Here is a 17273-nt window from a genome sequence, read left to right as displayed (position 1 = left end):
CATTTATTCTAGGGGGCGGGGCAGGGCGGGTAAAACAATAGTTTTTAAGCAGTCGTAACAAAAAGAAAGGGCGCGAAAATCGCGCCCTTTTCATGCTCTTACGGTGTCCGTTACCAGACGTAAGTCAGCAGGTCCTTCGAGGCCGGAGCCATCGAATCTACCGACATCATCACGCTCAGCGCGGTAATCGTCACGATAGAGAAGACAAACAGTTTACGCGCCCAGACACGATCGTCAGCGGTTTTATAACCGGATAACGCCATGCCCAGCCACCAGACGCTGACCGCAGCGGCCACCACCAGATATTTGTAGCCGGCATAGCCACCCAGCGTCAGCATCAGCGTGGCAATCATAAACGCCAGGATATAGAGCGTAATATGATTTTTTGCTACGGAGATCCCTTTCACCACCGGCAGTACCGGGATGTTCGCCGCCTGGTAATCTTTAAAGCGGAAGATGGCAATCGCGTACGAATGCGGCATCTGCCACAGGCTGAAGATCGCCAGCAGGATTAAGGCACCGGCATCAAACTCATTGGATACCGCACAGTAGCCGATAACCGGCGGTGCAGCACCCGACAGACTGCCAATCAGCGTACCGTAAACGGAATGACGCTTCATGTAGAGACTGTAGATGCCCACGTAAACCACGAAGCCCATCACCGCCAGCCACATGGCCAGCGGATTTGCACCGAAGTAGAGCAACGCAAAGCCAGCAATACCCAGCACAGTGGCATAAACCAGGCTTACTTTCGCGGAGATAAGGCCTTTTACCAGCACCCGATTCCTGGTTCTCTCCATCTTGATGTCGATGTCGCGGTCGATCACGTTGTTGAAAACACAACCCGATGCAACCACCAGTGACACGCCCACCAGGGTGATGAGAAACAGGGCGTAATCCGTGTTGCCTTTAGAGGCCAGCAGGAATCCGCCGATCACAGAAATTAAATTCCCGAAAATAATTCCTGGTTTTGTAACTTGCAGGTATTGCTTAAACATTACGCGTGACTCTTTAGTGAGGCATCATGTTGTAGTTGAGGTTCCACATGATCCACAGTGAGCCTACTACGACAATCAGGATGATGATGGCCGAGAAAACAATGGCTACCATGTTCCAGCCACCCTCAGATTTGCTGTCTAAGTGCAGGAAGTAAACCAGGTGAACCAGCACCTGGATAACCGCACAGACCAGAACAACACCGAGGATAGTACCGTGAGATGCACTGCCATCCATGACCATCCAGAACGGGATCGCCGTCAGGATGATAGAGAGGATGAAGCCGATCATGTAGGACTTCACGCTACCGTGTGAAGCGCCATGTTCGTTAACAGAATGACTCATTACATGGCTCCCATCAGGTAAACAACGGTGAAGACGCAAATCCAGACCACGTCCAGGAAGTGCCAGAACAGGCTCAGACACATGATACGGGTGCGGTTAGTCGCGTTCAGGCCACGTTTAGAAATCTGGAACATCAGCACCAGCATCCAGATCAGACCCGAGGTCACGTGCAGACCGTGGGTACCGACCAGCGTAAAGAAGCCAGACAGGAAGCCACTGCGATCCGGACCAAAGCCTTCCGCAATCAGGTGATGGAATTCATAGATTTCCATGCCGATGAAGCCCAGACCAAACAGGAAGGTCAGCGCCAGCCAGCCGATAACGGCACCTTTTTGCTCCTTGTTCATGGAGATAACAGCCATGCCGTACGTGATGGAGCTCAGCAGCAGCAGGGCGGTTTCTACCAGAACAAACGGCAGCTCAAAGATATCTTTACCTGCCGGGCCACCGGCAGTGTTGTTGACCATGACGGCATAGGTCGCAAACAGGGTTGCGAAGATAATGCAGTCACTCATCAGGTAGATCCAGAAGCCAAAGACTTTATTGGCTCCTGCATCGTGATGCCCATGCTCCGCATGGGCGTCGTGGTGATGTTTAATCAGAGTTTCAGTTGACATTATTTCAGACCTGCTTTGCTGATTTCGTCAAAGTGCTGGTTTTCAATCTTCTGAACTTCAGCAACCGGAACGTAGTAATCCACGTCTTCGTCGAAGCTCTTCACGATCCAGGTAACGATCATGCCGAGGAATGAAAGACCTGCCAGCCACCAGATATGCCAGATCAGCGCGAAGCCCATTACCGTCGCGAACGCACAGATAACCAGTGCAGCACCGCTGTTTTTCGGCATATGAATCTCTTCATACGACTCCGGCTGCTTGTACGCTTCGCCTTTCTCTTTCATTTCCCAGAAAGCGTCACGCTCATGCACATGCGGGATCACAGCAAAGTTATAGAACGGTGGTGGTGAAGAGGTTGCCCACTCCAGCGTACGACCGCCCCACGGGTCACCGGTCAGATCACGGTTCTGGTCGCGGTCACGGACCGAAACGTAGAACATGGTCAGCTGACACAGGATACCCATTGCAATCAGACCTGCACCGACCGCAGCGACCACCAGCAGAGGGTGGAACTGTGGATCGATATCCTGGCTCAGACGACGGGTCATACCCATGAAGCCCAGTGCGTACAGCGGCATAAAGGCAACGAAGAAGCCAATGATCCAGAACCAGAAGGCGCGTTTGCCCCAGGTTTCGTTCAGGGTAAAGCCAAAGGCTTTCGGGAACCAGTAGGTCACGCCCGCCATACAACCGAAGACAACACCACCGATGATAACGTTATGGAAGTGTGCAATCAGGAACAGGCTGTTGTGCAGAATGAAGTCAGCACCCGGAACGGCCAGCAGTACGCCGGTCATACCCCCTACAGAGAAGGTTACCAGGAAGCCAACGGTCCACAGCATCGCAGAGTGCATCTGGATGCGGCCCTGGTACATGGTGAACAGCCAGTTAAAGATTTTAACCCCGGTCGGAATCGCGATGATCATTGTCATGATACCGAAGAAGGCGTTAACGTTCGCACCCGCACCCATGGTGAAGAAGTGGTGGAGCCAGACGATGAACGACAGTACGGTAATCGCGATGGTCGCCCACACCAGTGAGGTGTAGCCAAACAGACGTTTTTTGGAGAAGGTCGCGGTAATTTCTGCGAACACACCAAAGACCGGCAGAACCAGAATATACACTTCCGGATGACCCCAGACCCAGATCAGGTTGACGTACATCATCATGTTCCCGCCCATTTCATTGGTGAAGAAATGGAAGCCGAGATAACGATCAAGGGTCAACAGCGCCAGGGTCACGGTCAGAACCGGGAACGCAGCGATGATCAGGACGTTGGTGCACAGCGCAGTCCAGGTAAAGACAGGCATTTTGAACAGGCTCATGCCCGGTGCACGCATCTTCAGGATGGTCACGAAGAAGTTAATACCGGTTAAGGTCGTACCGATACCGGAGAGCTGAAGACTCCAGATCCAGTAGTCGACCCCGACGCCGGGACTGTACTCCGCGCCGGACAGTGGCGGATAAGCCAGCCAGCCGGTCTGCGCGAACTCGCCCACACCCAGTGACAGGTTAACCAGGATCACACCGACCGCAGTAAACCAGAAGCTCAGGTTGTTCAGGAACGGGAACGCAACGTCACGTGCACCAATCTGCAGCGGAACGGCGATGTTCATCAGGCCAACCACGAAAGGCATCGCCACGAAGAAGATCATAATGACGCCGTGCGCCGTAAAGATCTGGTCGTAGTGATGCGGTGGCAGAATGCCCGCTTCACCGGCCGACGCCATTACCTGTTGGGTACGCATCATGATGGCATCAGCAAAACCACGCAGCAGCATGACGAATGCCATGATGACGTACATGATACCCAGTTTTTTATGGTCGACAGACGTTAGCCATTCAGACCACAGATATTGCCATTTACCAAAATAGGTGATGGCGGCAATCAGTGCCAGACCACCTAAAATGATACCGGCGACCGTGACCATGATAATCGGCTCATGGTACGGCACTGCATCCAGTGTTAATTTTCCGAACATCGTATTATTCCTCGGCTCCCGCGGAAGCGGCGTGACTCATGTCCATACCTTCATGTTCAGGCATGTCCATCTTCCCGTGGCTGGTCATGAACTTAGCGATAACTTGCTTGAACAGTTCAGGATTCGCTGAAGAGAAATATTCCACCGGGTGGTTTTCGCTTGGTACAGCAACTTTCTCGAAATCTTCCATGGTGGTCAGCGTGTTAGGTGCTGCTTTAACTTTTGCTACCCACTGCTGGAATTCCGCATCGTCTTTGGTTGCAATGGCTTTGAACTTCATGCCAGAGAAACCGCGACCACTGAAGTTCGCAGAGATACCGTCGAAAGTCCCTGGCTCATTCGCAATCAGATGCAGCTTGGTCTGCATACCGGCCATCGCATAAATCTGGCTGCCGAGCGTTGGAATGAAGAAAGAGTTCATGACGGAGTTAGACGTGATTTTGAAGTTCACTGGCGTGTTTGCCGGGAAGGCAATCTGGTTCACGGTTGCAATACCCTGTTCCGGGTAAATGAACAGCCATTTCCAGTCCAGTGCAACCACATCGATCTCAACCGGTTTTACATCAGATTGCAGCGGTTTGCTGGGCTCCAGTGCATGGGTCGATTTCCAGGTCAGCACGCTGAGGAAGAGAATGATCAGGATCGGAATGGTCCAGACCACGGCTTCCACTTTGTTAGAGTGTGACCAGTTAGGGCTGTACTTCGCATTCGTGTTGGATGCCCGATATTTCCAGGCAAACACCACGGCCATCAGGACTGCGGGGATAACGACGATCAACATCAGGCCAAAGGCAGTCAGTATCAGCGAACGTTGCTCCAGTGCAATCTGTCCTTTGGGATTTAACAATGCACTATCGCAGCCACTCATTAAAAAAGTGCCTGCAATTAATGACAAAATCCCCAAACTTTTATTGTATTTACTGAGTCTCATTTAACGACCTCAATGACAAAGGGCTCTATTGTCGTTTAAGTGTGCGCGCATTTTACGGGAAGGTTTATGCAGTGTAAACCAGCTTAAGGATGTGTCAGATGCGTGTTGACACCTTTTGCTAAGGGTGTCACAGATGTTGCGTCAGGTGACAAATAGTTAACGCAGACAAGCAGTTGGCACCAATATAACAAAAACCAATGGAAGTAACCGCAAAAAAATCAGGGAAAGGAATAACCCTTACTTTTAACGCCCAAATATTTAACAAGTCTGCATCATTTGTGTGATGAAATTTAACTAAAGTAATTGCTCACCGGTTTTTAGTATTTCCGCTCCCCCTCCTCAGGCCATATTCTTATTTTCAAAAAATAACAGACGATGATAAATGACGGCGGCCTGGTCCGTTGACAAAAAAATAAGCCGCAGCCGTTAACCCATCGATTTCACTTAAGCATCTGACGCGGGCAGGGCAGGCGCTCGTTTCAGTGCCCGGTAGTCGAGCAGCAGACCCGACAATACGGCCAGCAACGCGAGTACCATGCCAGTACCAAATAGGGGTGACAGCAGGGCAGCCAGCACAGTGAGCCCCAGCGCATCCAGCGCCAGCGCCACCAGCCAGAGTCCCAGCACGCCACAGCCTGCTGCAAACAGACGATTCGTCCAGCGATAGCCAAGAGGATAGTAGCTTCGTGTCAGGAATTTGCCACTCTGCTCGACCTGATTTAGCGTCTGACGGCAAAATGCCAGCAGCAACAGACCCGGCACGCCCGCCACGACGGTGAAGGCATAAAAGGCTGGCCAGCCCCAGAGTTCAACCAGCCAGCCCGCAGCCGGACCGACGTAAACCCGGCCCACCGCAGAAAGCGCTGACAGCAGGGCAAACTGGGTCGCGGAGAACGATTTGTTGCAGAGGGTCATCAACAGCGCCACAAAGGCGGCGGTGCCCATGCCGCCACAGAGGTTTTCCACAAAGACCGCGCTGGCCATGCTCCACAGCTGTTTATCCGTCACCGCCAGCAGCCAGTAACCGAAGTTTGAGGCAGCCTGCAGCAGGCCGAAAATCATCAGTGCCCGGAACAGACTCAGGCGCTGCATGACGACACCCCCATAGAGCGCACCAATGATGGTCGCCAGCAGGCCCAGCGTCTTGTTAACCAGACCGACATCGCCAGCATTAAAGCCGACGCCGCGAATCAGAAAGGTGGTGGTCAGTGAGGCGGCAAAGGCATCACCCAGCTTGTAGAGAATAATCAGGGTAATCAGCAGCCAGGCGTTATTGCGCTGAAAGAAATCTTTCAGCGGGTCGACGACAGCCTGACGCAGAGAGTGGGGCGTGGAAATATGGGTGTCCGGCTCGCTCGCCATCAGCGTGGCGATAATGCCCGGCACCATCATCAGCGCCATCAGCCAGTAGGTCGCCTGCCAGCCGAGATAGCGGTCAGCCAGCCACAGCGCCAGCCCGCCTGAAATCAGCATCGCCAGCCGGTAACCCAGCACGGTAATCGCCGCGCCGCTGCCGCGCTCTTCAGGCGGCAGAATATCGGTTTTCCAGGCGTCAAAGACAATGTCCTGTGAGGCGGAGCAGAAGGCGATCAGCACCGCCAGAGCTGCCATCAGGGTCAGATCCCGGCTGGGTTGCAGAAACCCCATCGCCGCAATGCCCCCGACCAGCGCCAGCTGGCTGAGCAGCAACCAGCCGCGACGCCGGCCCAGAAACGGCGGCGTGTAGCGGTCCATCATCGGCGACCAGAGAAACTTAAAGACATAGGCCTGGCCGACCAGCGAAAAGAAACCGATGGTTTTCAGATCGACATTGTCCACTGTCATCCACGCCTGCAACGTGCCGGATGTCAGGGCCAGCGGCAGGCCGGAGGCGAAACCGAGCAGCAGCAGTACGGCGGCATTTTTCTGGCTGAAGAGGCGAAGATAGTGGTTCATGCGGATCCTGCCGGTAACAAACACGATGCCCGGCATCATGCCGGGCAGAGGAGAGACGAAATTAACGCGCGTTCTGTTTGATGAAGTCGTTGACGCTGGTGTCCTGTGCCATGTCTGCGATGACATCGCTCATGGTGGCGTTGACCGCGTTAGTAATCTTCTGGTTCGTTGCGCTGAACGCGCCTTCTACGCTGTAAGTCTGGCGGTAATTTTTAACCTGTTTGCTGCCGTTTTTGGCGGTAGCAATGATAGAGATGTCCGCTTTCGTGGTGATGCTGTAGCGCACGTTGCCCTGGGTAACGTCAGCATAGAGGTTGTTCACTACGATCTGCAGATCGACCGCGCCATTCGGTCCCACCATGTAGCCACGTGCCGTCATCTGTTTCTCCAGCACTTCCTGCAGCAGGAAACGCAGGTCGCGCGATGGTGTCAGGGTCACCAGCTGACCGTCACGGTTCACTTTTGCCAGCGCCTGATCCTGACGCTGATCGGCTCCGTTGATGCTGACGGTGACCGCCATCAGGCCCGGATCGCGCTGTGGCAGCTCAATCTTAGGCTGAATGGTAAGGGTATTATTGCTGGTTGCACAGCCGGCTAAAATGAACGCAGCCAACAGGGGGAATAACAGTTTTTTCAACATACTTTTTCTCGTTGGTGTCAGGGGGTTTGTTTGCAAAAATGGCGTTCATCATAGCATTGCCCGGCAGTGAAAAAAGCCCTGCGCCAGGGGAAATTGTCTCTGAAGATGTTTTGCGCGGGGTCACTGGCGGGTCTGTTTGCTGTTCGTTTCAGCTGCGTTATGATGCGCGCCGGAAGCTGGCCGACGCCTGAGCGAATATTTCGTGTCGGCTGACGGGTAAGCGCAGTAAAAGCGACTAAGATTGAATGAGATGGGGCACCGCGCTCGCCATTGAGGAGTAATAGCCATGATCCGCGAACAAATAGAAGAAAAGCTGCGTGTGGCATTTCAGCCAGCTCATCTGGAAGTGCATGACGAAAGTTACCGGCATAATGTGCCTGCCGGTTCCGAAAGTCACTTCAAAGTGGTCATTGTCAGCGACTGCTTTGCAGGCCAGCGCTTTCTGGCGCGTCACCGTCTGATTTATGGCGAACTGGCGGCAGAACTCGCCGGCAGCGTCCATGCCTTAGCCCTGCACACCTACACACTGAAAGAGTGGGAAGGATTGCAGGATACCGTGCTGGCTTCGCCGAACTGTCGTGGGGCCGGAACCCTCGCCTGATCTCCCTTCTCTGAAACGGCCTGCGGGCCGTTTTTTCGTTTATTTAGCGAAAAACGCGATCCCTGGCTCAAAAAAGCAGCAAAGCTGCTGAAAAGTGGTGAGTTACCATCCTCGACTCATTCCAGCGATGCCGCTATAATGCTGCGTCTATTTTTCCGGAATGTCTTCGGGACGCTTCTGGTAACAGGGATCAGGTTCTCTTCACGGAAGCCGTCCCGGTTGTTGGATACGGCGCATTTCACGATGTGTGGTGTCTGAAGTTGACCGAGCACGTGATTTTTTGAGGTAACAAGATGCAAGTTTCTGTAGAAACCACTCAGGGCCTGGGCCGTCGCATTACGATTACTGTCGCTGCTGACAGCATCGAAAGCGCAGTAAAAAAAGAACTGGTTGACGTTGCCAGGAAAGTTCGCATCGATGGTTTCCGTAAAGGCAAAGTGCCGATGAACATCGTCGCACAGCGTTACGGCGCTTCTGTCCGCCAGGACGTGCTGGGCGAGCTGATGACGCGCAACTTCGTTGACGCCATCATCAAAGAAAAAATCAACCCGGCTGGCGCACCTAACTACGTGCCAGGCGAGTACAAAGAAGGTCAGGATTTCACCTACGCGGTTGAGTTCGAAGTGTATCCGGAAGTTGAGCTGAAAGGCCTGGAAAACATCGAAGTCGAAAAACCTCTGGTTGAAGTTACCGATGCTGACGTTGACACCATGCTGGATACCCTGCGCAAGCAGCAGGCTAACTGGATTGAAAGCGACGCAGCGGCCGGTGCAGAAGATCGCGCGACCCTCGACTTCAACGGTTCCGTTGACGGCGAAGAGTTCGAAGGCGGCAAAGCCTCTGATTTCGTTCTGGCCATGGGCCAGGGCCGCATGATCCCAGGCTTTGAAGAAGGCATCGTGGGTCACAAAGCGGGCGAGACGTTCACCATTGACGTGAAATTCCCGGACGACTATCACGCAGAAACCCTGAAAGGGAAAGACGCGAAGTTCGAGATCGTGCTGAAGAAAGTTGAAACGCGCGAGCTGCCAGAACTGACTGAAGAGTTCATCAAACGTTTCGGCGTTGAAGATGGTTCTGTTGCCGGTCTGCGCACTGAAGTCCGCAAGAACATGGATCGTGAGCTGAAAGGCGCTATCCGTAACCGCATCAAATCTCAGGCGATCGACGGTCTGGTTGCGGCTAACGAAATCGACGTTCCTGCTGCGCTGGTTGATAGCGAAATCGACGTTCTGCGTCGTCAGGCTGCACAGCGTTTTGGTGGCAACGAGCAGCAGGCGCTGGAACTGCCTCGCGAACTGTTCGAAGAGCAGGCGAAACGCCGTGTTGTTGTCGGCCTGCTGCTGGGCGAAGTGATTCGTACCCATGAGCTGAAAGCGGATGAAGCACGCGTTAACACCATGATCGAAGAGATGGCTTCTGCGTATGAAGATCCGCAGGAAGTGATCGAGTTCTACAGCAAGAATAACGAGCTGATGAACAACATGCGCAACGTTGCGCTGGAAGAGCAGGCGGTTGAAGCGGTCCTGGCGAAAGCGAAAGTGACCGAGAAAGAGACCAACTTCCAGGATCTGATGAACCAGACCGCTCAGGCCTGATCAGACCTTTAACGGTATGTGCTAAGCCCGCGACTGAAAAGTCGCGGGCTTTTTTGTTTTGACGCGCAGCACGCGATTCTTCCCCTCTATTTGCTTAATTAACCAGCAAATTATTCACGCATCGCTTTTTCCGGGTTAGCGAACAGGGAAAAGATTGTTATGCTTGAAACAGGCGTGCACTATCCCCAGATATAGGGAGTATGCAGGAAGAAGAGTGAGGCTGGCTGATTAACCGTCCTGAAGGTGTCGGAAAGAGACGTGGCGTGGAGTTTCCCGCGCGTCTTTCGTAGAATCGGTACAGAATGTTGCCAATGAAATTTATCCAGGAGACGGTAATGTCATACAGTGGCGATCGTGAATATACTGCACCGCACAATGCGCTGGTGCCAATGGTTGTTGAACAGACTTCGCGTGGTGAGCGTTCTTACGACATTTACTCCCGTCTGCTGAAAGAGCGTGTGATCTTCCTGACCGGCCAGGTCGAAGACCATATGGCGAATCTGATCGTCGCGCAGATGCTGTTTCTGGAAGCGGAAAACCCGGAAAAAGATATCTATCTCTACATTAACTCACCGGGCGGCGTGATCACGGCTGGCATGTCGATTTACGACACCATGAAGTTCATCAAGCCGGACGTCAGCACCATCTGTATGGGCCAGGCCTGTTCCATGGGCGCTTTCCTGCTGACCGCAGGGACCAAAGGTAAACGTTTCTGCCTGCCAAACTCACGCGTCATGATCCACCAGCCGCTGGGTGGCTATCAGGGCCAGGCGTCAGACATTGAAATCCATGCGCGCGAGATCCTGAAGGTGAAACAGCGTATGAATGAGCTGATGGCTGAGCACACCGGTAAATCGCTGGAAGAAATTGAGCGCGACACCGAGCGTGACCGTTTCCTCTCTGCCAGTGAAGCGGTAGAGTATGGCTTAGTCGATTCAATTCTGACGCATCGCCAATAAGACCCGACTTACCCTTGTCCCTGGTCTATAGTTAACAGGACAACGGTACTATTACGGGTTGAATGAATTTCGGCCGTCACTGCACGGCCTGCGCCGTACGCAGGTACGGCCTGAGAACAAGAAGAGGTTAACTGATGACAGATAAGCGCAAAGACGGTTCAGGAAAGTTGCTGTACTGCTCTTTTTGCGGCAAAAGCCAGCATGAAGTGCGAAAGCTGATTGCCGGGCCGTCAGTGTATATCTGCGATGAGTGTGTTGACCTGTGCAACGACATCATTCGCGAAGAGATCAAAGAAGTTGCCCCGCATCGTGAACGCAGTGCGTTGCCAACCCCACATGAAATTCGCCATCACCTTGATGATTATGTCATCGGTCAGGAGAGAGCGAAGAAAGTGCTGGCGGTTGCGGTTTACAACCACTACAAACGTCTGCGTAATGGCGATACCAGCAACGGTATTGAGCTGGGCAAAAGTAACATTCTGCTGATTGGTCCGACCGGGAGTGGTAAAACGCTGCTGGCTGAGACGCTGGCGCGGCTGCTGGATGTGCCATTCACCATGGCTGATGCAACCACGCTGACTGAAGCGGGTTACGTGGGTGAAGATGTCGAAAACATCATCCAGAAGCTGCTGCAGAAGTGTGACTATGACGTGCAGAAAGCGCAGCGCGGCATCGTCTACATCGATGAAATCGACAAAATTTCACGTAAGTCTGACAATCCGTCGATTACCCGTGACGTGTCAGGCGAAGGTGTGCAGCAGGCGCTGCTGAAGCTGATTGAAGGTACTGTAGCCGCGGTTCCACCGCAGGGCGGACGTAAGCATCCTCAGCAGGAATTTTTGCAGGTTGATACCTCTAAAATTCTCTTTATCTGTGGCGGCGCATTCGCCGGTCTGGACAAAGTGATCTCGCAGCGTGTTGAAACCGGATCCGGTATCGGCTTCGGCGCAACCGTGAAAGGGAAATCGCAGAAAGCCAGCGAAGGCGAACTGCTTTCACAGTGTGAACCTGAAGATTTGATCAAATTTGGTCTGATCCCTGAGTTCATCGGTCGTCTGCCTGTTGTGGCGACCCTGAGCGAGCTGAGTGAAGAAGCCCTGATTCAGATTCTGCGTGAGCCGAAGAATGCCCTGACCAAACAGTACCAGGCGCTGTTCAACCTGGAAGGCGTTGAGCTGGAGTTCCGTGACGAGGCGTTAACCGCTATTGCGAAAAAAGCGATGTCACGTAAAACCGGTGCACGTGGTCTGCGTTCGATCGTTGAAGGTGCGTTACTGGAAACGATGTATGACCTGCCTTCTATGGATGACGTCGAAAAAGTAGTGATTGATGAGTCAGTTATTGACGGTCAGTCTGAACCGATGCTGATTTACGGTAAGCACGAAGCGCAGGCATCTGGCGAATAATTAAACAGATCGTCCACATTGTTATCTTAAAAAAGGGGAAAATGTTTCCCCTTTTGCTTTTCTCGCCTCTGTGACGTTGAATGTCAGACAATCATCCCCATATACTCAGATACCTGTGGGTTTAACTGCATACCTGCCTGATGCGGTTCCCATCACCTGGCGGACATTAAACAAAGAGAGAGCTCTATGAATCCTGAGCGTTCTGAACGCATTGAAATCCCCGTGTTGCCGCTGCGCGACGTGGTGGTTTATCCGCACATGGTAATTCCGTTGTTTGTTGGCCGGGAAAAATCAATTCGGTGCCTTGAAGCCGCAATGGATCATGATAAAAAAATCATGCTGGTCGCACAGAAAGAGGCTTCAACGGATGAACCTGGCATTAACGATCTCTTTTCAGTAGGGACCGTGGCATCAGTATTGCAAATGCTGAAACTGCCGGATGGCACCGTCAAAGTTCTGGTCGAAGGTTTACAGCGCGCCCATATCACGACGCTGGCCGATAACGGTGACCATTTTGTGGCACAAGCTGAATACCTGGTTTCGCCGGAAATTGAAGAGCGCGAGCAGGAAGTGCTGGTGCGCACGGCGATCAACCAGTTTGAAGGCTACATCAAACTGAATAAAAAGATCCCACCTGAGGTCCTGACCTCACTGAACAATATTGACGATGCGGCGCGCCTTGCCGACACCGTTGCTGCACATATGCCACTGAAACTGGCAGACAAACAGTCTGTGCTGGAGATGTCCGACGTTAACGAACGTCTGGAATATCTGATGGCGATGATGGAATCTGAAATCGATCTGCTGCAGGTTGAGAAGCGTATTCGCAACCGTGTTAAAAAGCAGATGGAGAAGAGCCAGCGCGAGTACTATCTGAATGAGCAGATGAAGGCGATTCAGAAAGAGCTGGGCGAGATGGATGACGCGCCGGACGAATATGAAGCGTTAAAACGCAAAATCGACGCGGCAAAAATGCCGGAAGAGGCGCGTGAGAAAGCCGAAGCTGAGCTGCAGAAGCTGAAAATGATGTCTCCGATGTCGGCGGAAGCGACCGTGGTGCGTGGCTACATCGACTGGATGGTGCAGGTTCCGTGGAACGCACGCAGCAAAGTGAAGAAAGATCTGCGTAAAGCGCAGGAGACACTGGATACCGATCACTACGGCCTGGAGCGCGTGAAGGATCGTATTCTCGAGTATCTTGCGGTTCAGAGTCGCGTCAGCAAAATCAAAGGGCCGATTCTCTGCCTGGTCGGACCGCCAGGGGTAGGTAAAACGTCCCTCGGTCAGTCGATCGCCAAAGCGACCGGACGTAAATATGTGCGTATGGCACTGGGTGGCGTGCGTGACGAAGCGGAAATCCGTGGTCACCGTCGTACTTACATCGGCTCAATGCCGGGTAAACTCATTCAGAAAATGGCAAAAGTCGGGGTGAAAAACCCGCTGTTCCTTCTGGATGAAATCGACAAGATGTCCTCTGACATGCGTGGCGATCCGGCGTCGGCGCTGCTGGAAGTCCTCGATCCGGAACAGAACATTGCGTTCAACGATCACTATCTGGAAGTCGACTATGACCTCTCCGATGTGATGTTCGTGGCCACGTCAAACTCCATGAACATTCCGGCTCCGCTGCTTGACCGTATGGAAGTGATTCGTCTGTCGGGTTACACCGAAGATGAAAAACTGAACATCGCTAAGCAGCATCTGCTGCCGAAGCAGATTGAGCGTAACGCCCTGAAAGCCAGTGAGATTACGGTTGAAGACAGCGCCATCATCGGCATCATTCGCTACTACACCCGCGAAGCCGGGGTGCGTAGCCTTGAGCGTGAGCTGTCGAAATTGTGCCGTAAAGCGGTGAAGTCACTGCTGATGGACAAGACGAAAAAGCACATCACCATCGATGGCGAGAACCTCAAGGATTTCCTGGGCGTTCAGCGCTTCGACTATGGCCGTGCTGACAGCGAAAACCGTGTCGGTCAGGTGACCGGACTGGCGTGGACCGAAGTGGGCGGCGATCTGCTGACCATCGAAACCGCCTGTGTGCCGGGTAAAGGCAAGCTGACTTATACGGGGTCGCTGGGTGAAGTGATGCAGGAGTCGATTCAGGCTGCGCTGACCGTGGTGCGTGCCCGTGCCGAGAAGCTGGGCATCAATGGTGACTTCTACGAAAAACGTGATATTCACGTTCACGTTCCCGAAGGCGCGACGCCAAAAGATGGCCCAAGCGCCGGCATCGCAATGTGTACCGCGCTGGTCTCCTGTCTGACCGGTAACCCGGTGCGCGCCGATGTGGCGATGACCGGTGAGATCACCCTGCGTGGTCAGGTGTTGCCGATTGGCGGCCTGAAAGAGAAACTGCTGGCCGCGCACCGTGGTGGCATTAAAACCGTACTGATCCCGGACGACAACAAGCGTGATCTGGAAGATATTCCTCAGAACGTGATTGCCGATCTGGCGATTCATCCGGTGAAACGCATTGAAGAGGTGCTGAATCTGGCACTGGAAAATGCGCCATACGGTATGCAGGTCACAACAGCAAAATAGTGATTAGCGGCATAAACCGTTAAAAAGCGAAGCTGGCAAGGCAATTGACGCTTGCCAGCTTTTTTTTGTGCCGCTAATTTAGGTGGCTGCCGGCATGACGTTCTCAGAGAAATTCCGTTGTTTCGGCTCCACAGGCTTGATATAACTTGCTGCGCGTTCGTACCCGGCGGGAAGCCGGGGTACGATGTGAAATAATAAAAGAGGGGATGAAGAGAGTGAATAAGTCACAATTGATCGACAAAATTGCTGCTGATGCTGACATTTCTAAAGCGGCAGCGGGACGTGTTTTAGATGCATTTATGGGCTCTGTTTCTGATGCGCTGAAAGACGGTGATGAAGTGGCTCTGGTCGGTTTCGGTACTTTCTCTGTACGTGACCGTGCTGCGCGTACTGGCCGCAACCCGCAAACCGGTAAAGAGATCACGATCCCGGCCGGTAAAGTGCCAGGTTTCCGTGCCGGTAAAGCCTTGAAAGACGCAGTCAATTAAGAATAACGAACAGATTCATTGACGCATTTTCTTCAGTGGATGAGAGGACGATGAACGCGTTCTCATGTAACATACGGGCACATCAATGAGATGTGCCTTTTTTGTTTTAATCGGTGAAAATCGGGCCGTTAGATGGACCTGGACCGGATTGAGACTGCCAGCTAAGCCAGCAGTTGCGTGAGTCGCCAGCCAGAGGCGAAGGGCGACCGGGCTTTACATTCACACTACAGCGGAGTGTTGCCATACCATGATGGACAATTTACGCGCGGCGTCGAACCATGTCGTGCTCAAGATTATTTTGGGGCTGATTATCCTCTCCTTTGTGCTGACGGGCGTTGGCAACTATCTGATTGGCGGCAATAACGACTATGCGGCCAAAGTAAACGGTCAGGAGATTAGCCGCGCGCAGCTGGAGCAGGCGTTCAACAGCGAACGCAGCCGTCAGCAGCAGATGCTGGGGGACCAGTTCTCGCAGCTGGCCAGCAACGACGGTTACATGCAGCAGATGCGTCAGCAGGCGCTGTCTCAGTTAATCGACCGGGCGCTGCTTGACAGCTATATCAAAGATCTCCACCTCAGCATCAGCGACGATCAGGTCAAACAGGCTATCTTCAACCAGCAGGCTTTCCAGACCAACGGTAAATTCGATAATGCGAAATACCTCAATCTGATCGGCAGCATGGGTTTCAGTGCTGACCAGTATGCTGAAGCGCTGCGTAAACAGCTCTCCAATCAACAGCTGATCAATGCCGTTGCCAATACCGACTTCACGCTGAAAGGCGAAGCGAGCCGGCTGGTGGACCTGGTGTCCCAGCAGCGTGATATCCGTCAGGCGACGCTGGATGTGAACGCGCTGGCGGCGAAACAGACCGTCACCGATGACGAAATCAGCCAGTATTATCAGCTGCATAAAAGCAGCTTTATGGCACCAGAGCAGTTCCGCGTCAGCTATATCCTGATGGATGCCGCCAGCATGCAGCAGGATGCCAGCGAGGCGGATATTCAGGCCTGGTACGATCAGCATAAAGCGGACTACACGCAGCCACAGCGTACTCGCTACAGCGTAATCCAGACCAAAACGGAAGCGGATGCTAATGCCGTTCTGGCTCAGCTGAAAGCGGGCGCCTCTTTCGCGGACGTGGCAAAAGCCAAATCCATTGACCCTATCTCCGCGCGTAAGGGCGGCGACATGGGCTGGCTGGAACCGTCAACCACACCGGATGAGCTGAAAAATGCGGGCCTGACAGAGAAAGGCCAGATGTCGGGTGTGATCAAGTCGTCAGTGGGCTTCCTGGTCGTGCGTCTTGACGATATCCAGGCAGAGCAGGTTAAGCCGCTGGCTGACGTTCACAGCGCGATTGCCGCGAAAGTGAAGCAGGAGAAGGGCGTTGATGCCTTCTACAAACTGCAGCAGAAAGTCAGCGAAGCGGCGAGCAACGATAATGAGTCACTGGCGGGTGCCGAGCAGGCTTCCGGTCTGAAGGCGCAGGAGACCGGCTGGTTCAGTCAGGATTCACTGCCAGACGCGCTTAACTTTGATCCGGTGAAGCAGGCTATCTTCAACGGTGGCCTGGTGGGACAGAATGGTGCGCCGGGTAATAACTCCGATATCATCACAGTGGATGGCGACCGCGCCTTTGTGCTGCGTATCAGCGATCACAAACCGGAAGCGATAAAACCGCTGGATCAGGTTAAGGCGCAGATCACCGACACGCTGAAGCATGATAAAGCGACGCAGCAGGCGAAAGCCCAGGCGGACAAATTGCTGGATGCGCTTAAAGCCGGTAAGCAGGAGGCGCTGACCGCAGCAGGCCTGACGCTGAGCGCCAGTAAAACGGTCGATCGCAACGTGCAGGATCCGGTGGCACAGGCTGCCTTTAATCTGCCTCAGCCTGCGGATAACAAACCGTCGTGGGGCGTGAGCGAAGATATGCAGGGCAACGTGGTGCTGGTGGCAGTGGATAAGGTGAAAACCGGCACCATGCCACAGGCGCAGATTGATGAAATGGTCAAAGGTGTCACGCAGAACAATGCCCAACTGACCTTTGAAGCGTTACTGCAAAATCTGCGCAAAGAGGCAAAAATCAAGTACGGCGCAGCCGCACAAATGCAGTAAGCCTCGCAGAAACCGCGAAACCACTGTAATAATCCAAGGCCGCATTCGCGGCCTTTTCCATTTCTGAAATCCCGCTTTTGTGGCTTGTGCACCGTCGTGACACGCTGTCGCTGCTGTT

Annotated in this window: 14 protein-coding genes; 7 read left to right on the top strand and 7 right to left on the bottom strand. The window is 53.3% G+C overall.

Annotation, left to right across the window (positions count from 1 at the left end; all coding sequences use genetic code 11):
- Positions 1-110: 110 nt before the first annotated feature.
- The 7 genes from cyoE to S7A_RS14440 form a co-directional block, all read right to left on the bottom strand.
- On the bottom strand, positions 111-998 hold the full coding sequence (cyoE, locus tag S7A_RS14470; protein WP_009091722.1) for a heme o synthase: 888 nt from the start codon (positions 996-998) through the stop codon (positions 111-113).
- A gap of 13 nt (positions 999-1011) precedes the next feature.
- Positions 1012-1341 carry a cytochrome o ubiquinol oxidase subunit IV gene (locus S7A_RS14465; protein ID WP_008924889.1) on the bottom strand — a complete coding sequence of 110 codons (330 nt, stop codon included), beginning with the start codon at positions 1339-1341 and terminating at the stop codon, positions 1012-1014.
- Complete coding sequence (locus S7A_RS14460; RefSeq protein ID WP_009091720.1) at positions 1341-1958, bottom strand: cytochrome o ubiquinol oxidase subunit III; 618 nt, start codon at positions 1956-1958, stop codon at positions 1341-1343. The genes S7A_RS14465 and S7A_RS14460 overlap by 1 nt, the downstream gene beginning before the upstream one ends.
- Positions 1958-3940: a cytochrome o ubiquinol oxidase subunit I gene (gene cyoB / locus S7A_RS14455; RefSeq protein WP_009091717.1), complete on the bottom strand. Its 1983-nt coding sequence runs from the start codon at positions 3938-3940 to the stop codon at positions 1958-1960. Before cyoB ends, S7A_RS14460 begins: the two co-directional genes overlap by 1 nt.
- A 4-nt stretch (positions 3941-3944) precedes the next feature.
- Positions 3945-4871 carry a cytochrome o ubiquinol oxidase subunit II gene (gene cyoA / locus S7A_RS14450; RefSeq protein ID WP_009091715.1) on the bottom strand — a complete coding sequence of 309 codons (927 nt, stop codon included), beginning with the start codon at positions 4869-4871 and terminating at the stop codon, positions 3945-3947.
- A gap of 444 nt (positions 4872-5315) precedes the next feature.
- On the bottom strand, positions 5316-6806 hold the full coding sequence (gene ampG, locus S7A_RS14445) for a muropeptide MFS transporter AmpG (protein ID WP_009091713.1): 1491 nt from the start codon (positions 6804-6806) through the stop codon (positions 5316-5318).
- 61 nt (positions 6807-6867) lie between these two features.
- A complete protein-coding gene (locus S7A_RS14440) occupies positions 6868-7446 on the bottom strand; it encodes a lipoprotein (protein ID WP_009091711.1) in 579 nt (192 codons plus the stop codon).
- A gap of 286 nt (positions 7447-7732) precedes the next feature.
- Here S7A_RS14440 and bolA point away from each other — a divergent pair, with 286 nt between their 5' ends.
- From bolA to ppiD, 7 genes are all read left to right on the top strand, one after another.
- Entirely contained in the window at positions 7733-8047 is a 315-nt protein-coding gene (gene bolA, locus S7A_RS14435) for a transcriptional regulator BolA (RefSeq protein ID WP_008924895.1), read from the top strand.
- A 293-nt stretch (positions 8048-8340) separates the two neighbouring features.
- A complete protein-coding gene (tig, locus tag S7A_RS14430; RefSeq protein WP_009091709.1) occupies positions 8341-9645 on the top strand; it encodes a trigger factor in 1305 nt (434 codons plus the stop codon).
- A gap of 335 nt (positions 9646-9980) precedes the next feature.
- Complete coding sequence (gene clpP, locus S7A_RS14425) at positions 9981-10604, top strand: ATP-dependent Clp endopeptidase proteolytic subunit ClpP (protein ID WP_009091707.1); 624 nt, start codon at positions 9981-9983, stop codon at positions 10602-10604.
- Between the two features lie 134 nt (positions 10605-10738).
- Entirely contained in the window at positions 10739-12010 is a 1272-nt protein-coding gene (clpX, locus tag S7A_RS14420; protein WP_009091705.1) for an ATP-dependent protease ATP-binding subunit ClpX, read from the top strand.
- 186 nt (positions 12011-12196) lie between these two features.
- A complete protein-coding gene (lon, locus tag S7A_RS14415; protein ID WP_009091703.1) occupies positions 12197-14551 on the top strand; it encodes an endopeptidase La in 2355 nt (784 codons plus the stop codon).
- A 215-nt stretch (positions 14552-14766) separates the two neighbouring features.
- Complete coding sequence (gene hupB, locus S7A_RS14410) at positions 14767-15039, top strand: nucleoid-associated protein HU-beta (protein WP_009091701.1); 273 nt, start codon at positions 14767-14769, stop codon at positions 15037-15039.
- A 247-nt stretch (positions 15040-15286) separates the two neighbouring features.
- Positions 15287-17155 carry a peptidylprolyl isomerase gene (ppiD, locus tag S7A_RS14405; protein ID WP_009091699.1) on the top strand — a complete coding sequence of 623 codons (1869 nt, stop codon included), beginning with the start codon at positions 15287-15289 and terminating at the stop codon, positions 17153-17155.
- The last annotated feature ends 118 nt before the right edge of the window (positions 17156-17273 follow it).

Origin of the sequence: Pantoea sp. Sc1, from assembly GCF_000255315.1 — a bacterium.
Taxonomy (GTDB): Bacteria; Pseudomonadota; Gammaproteobacteria; order Enterobacterales; family Enterobacteriaceae; genus Pantoea; species Pantoea anthophila.
Note: the sequence above shows the minus strand (reverse complement) of the source record. Positions and strands in the feature narration are given on the sequence as shown.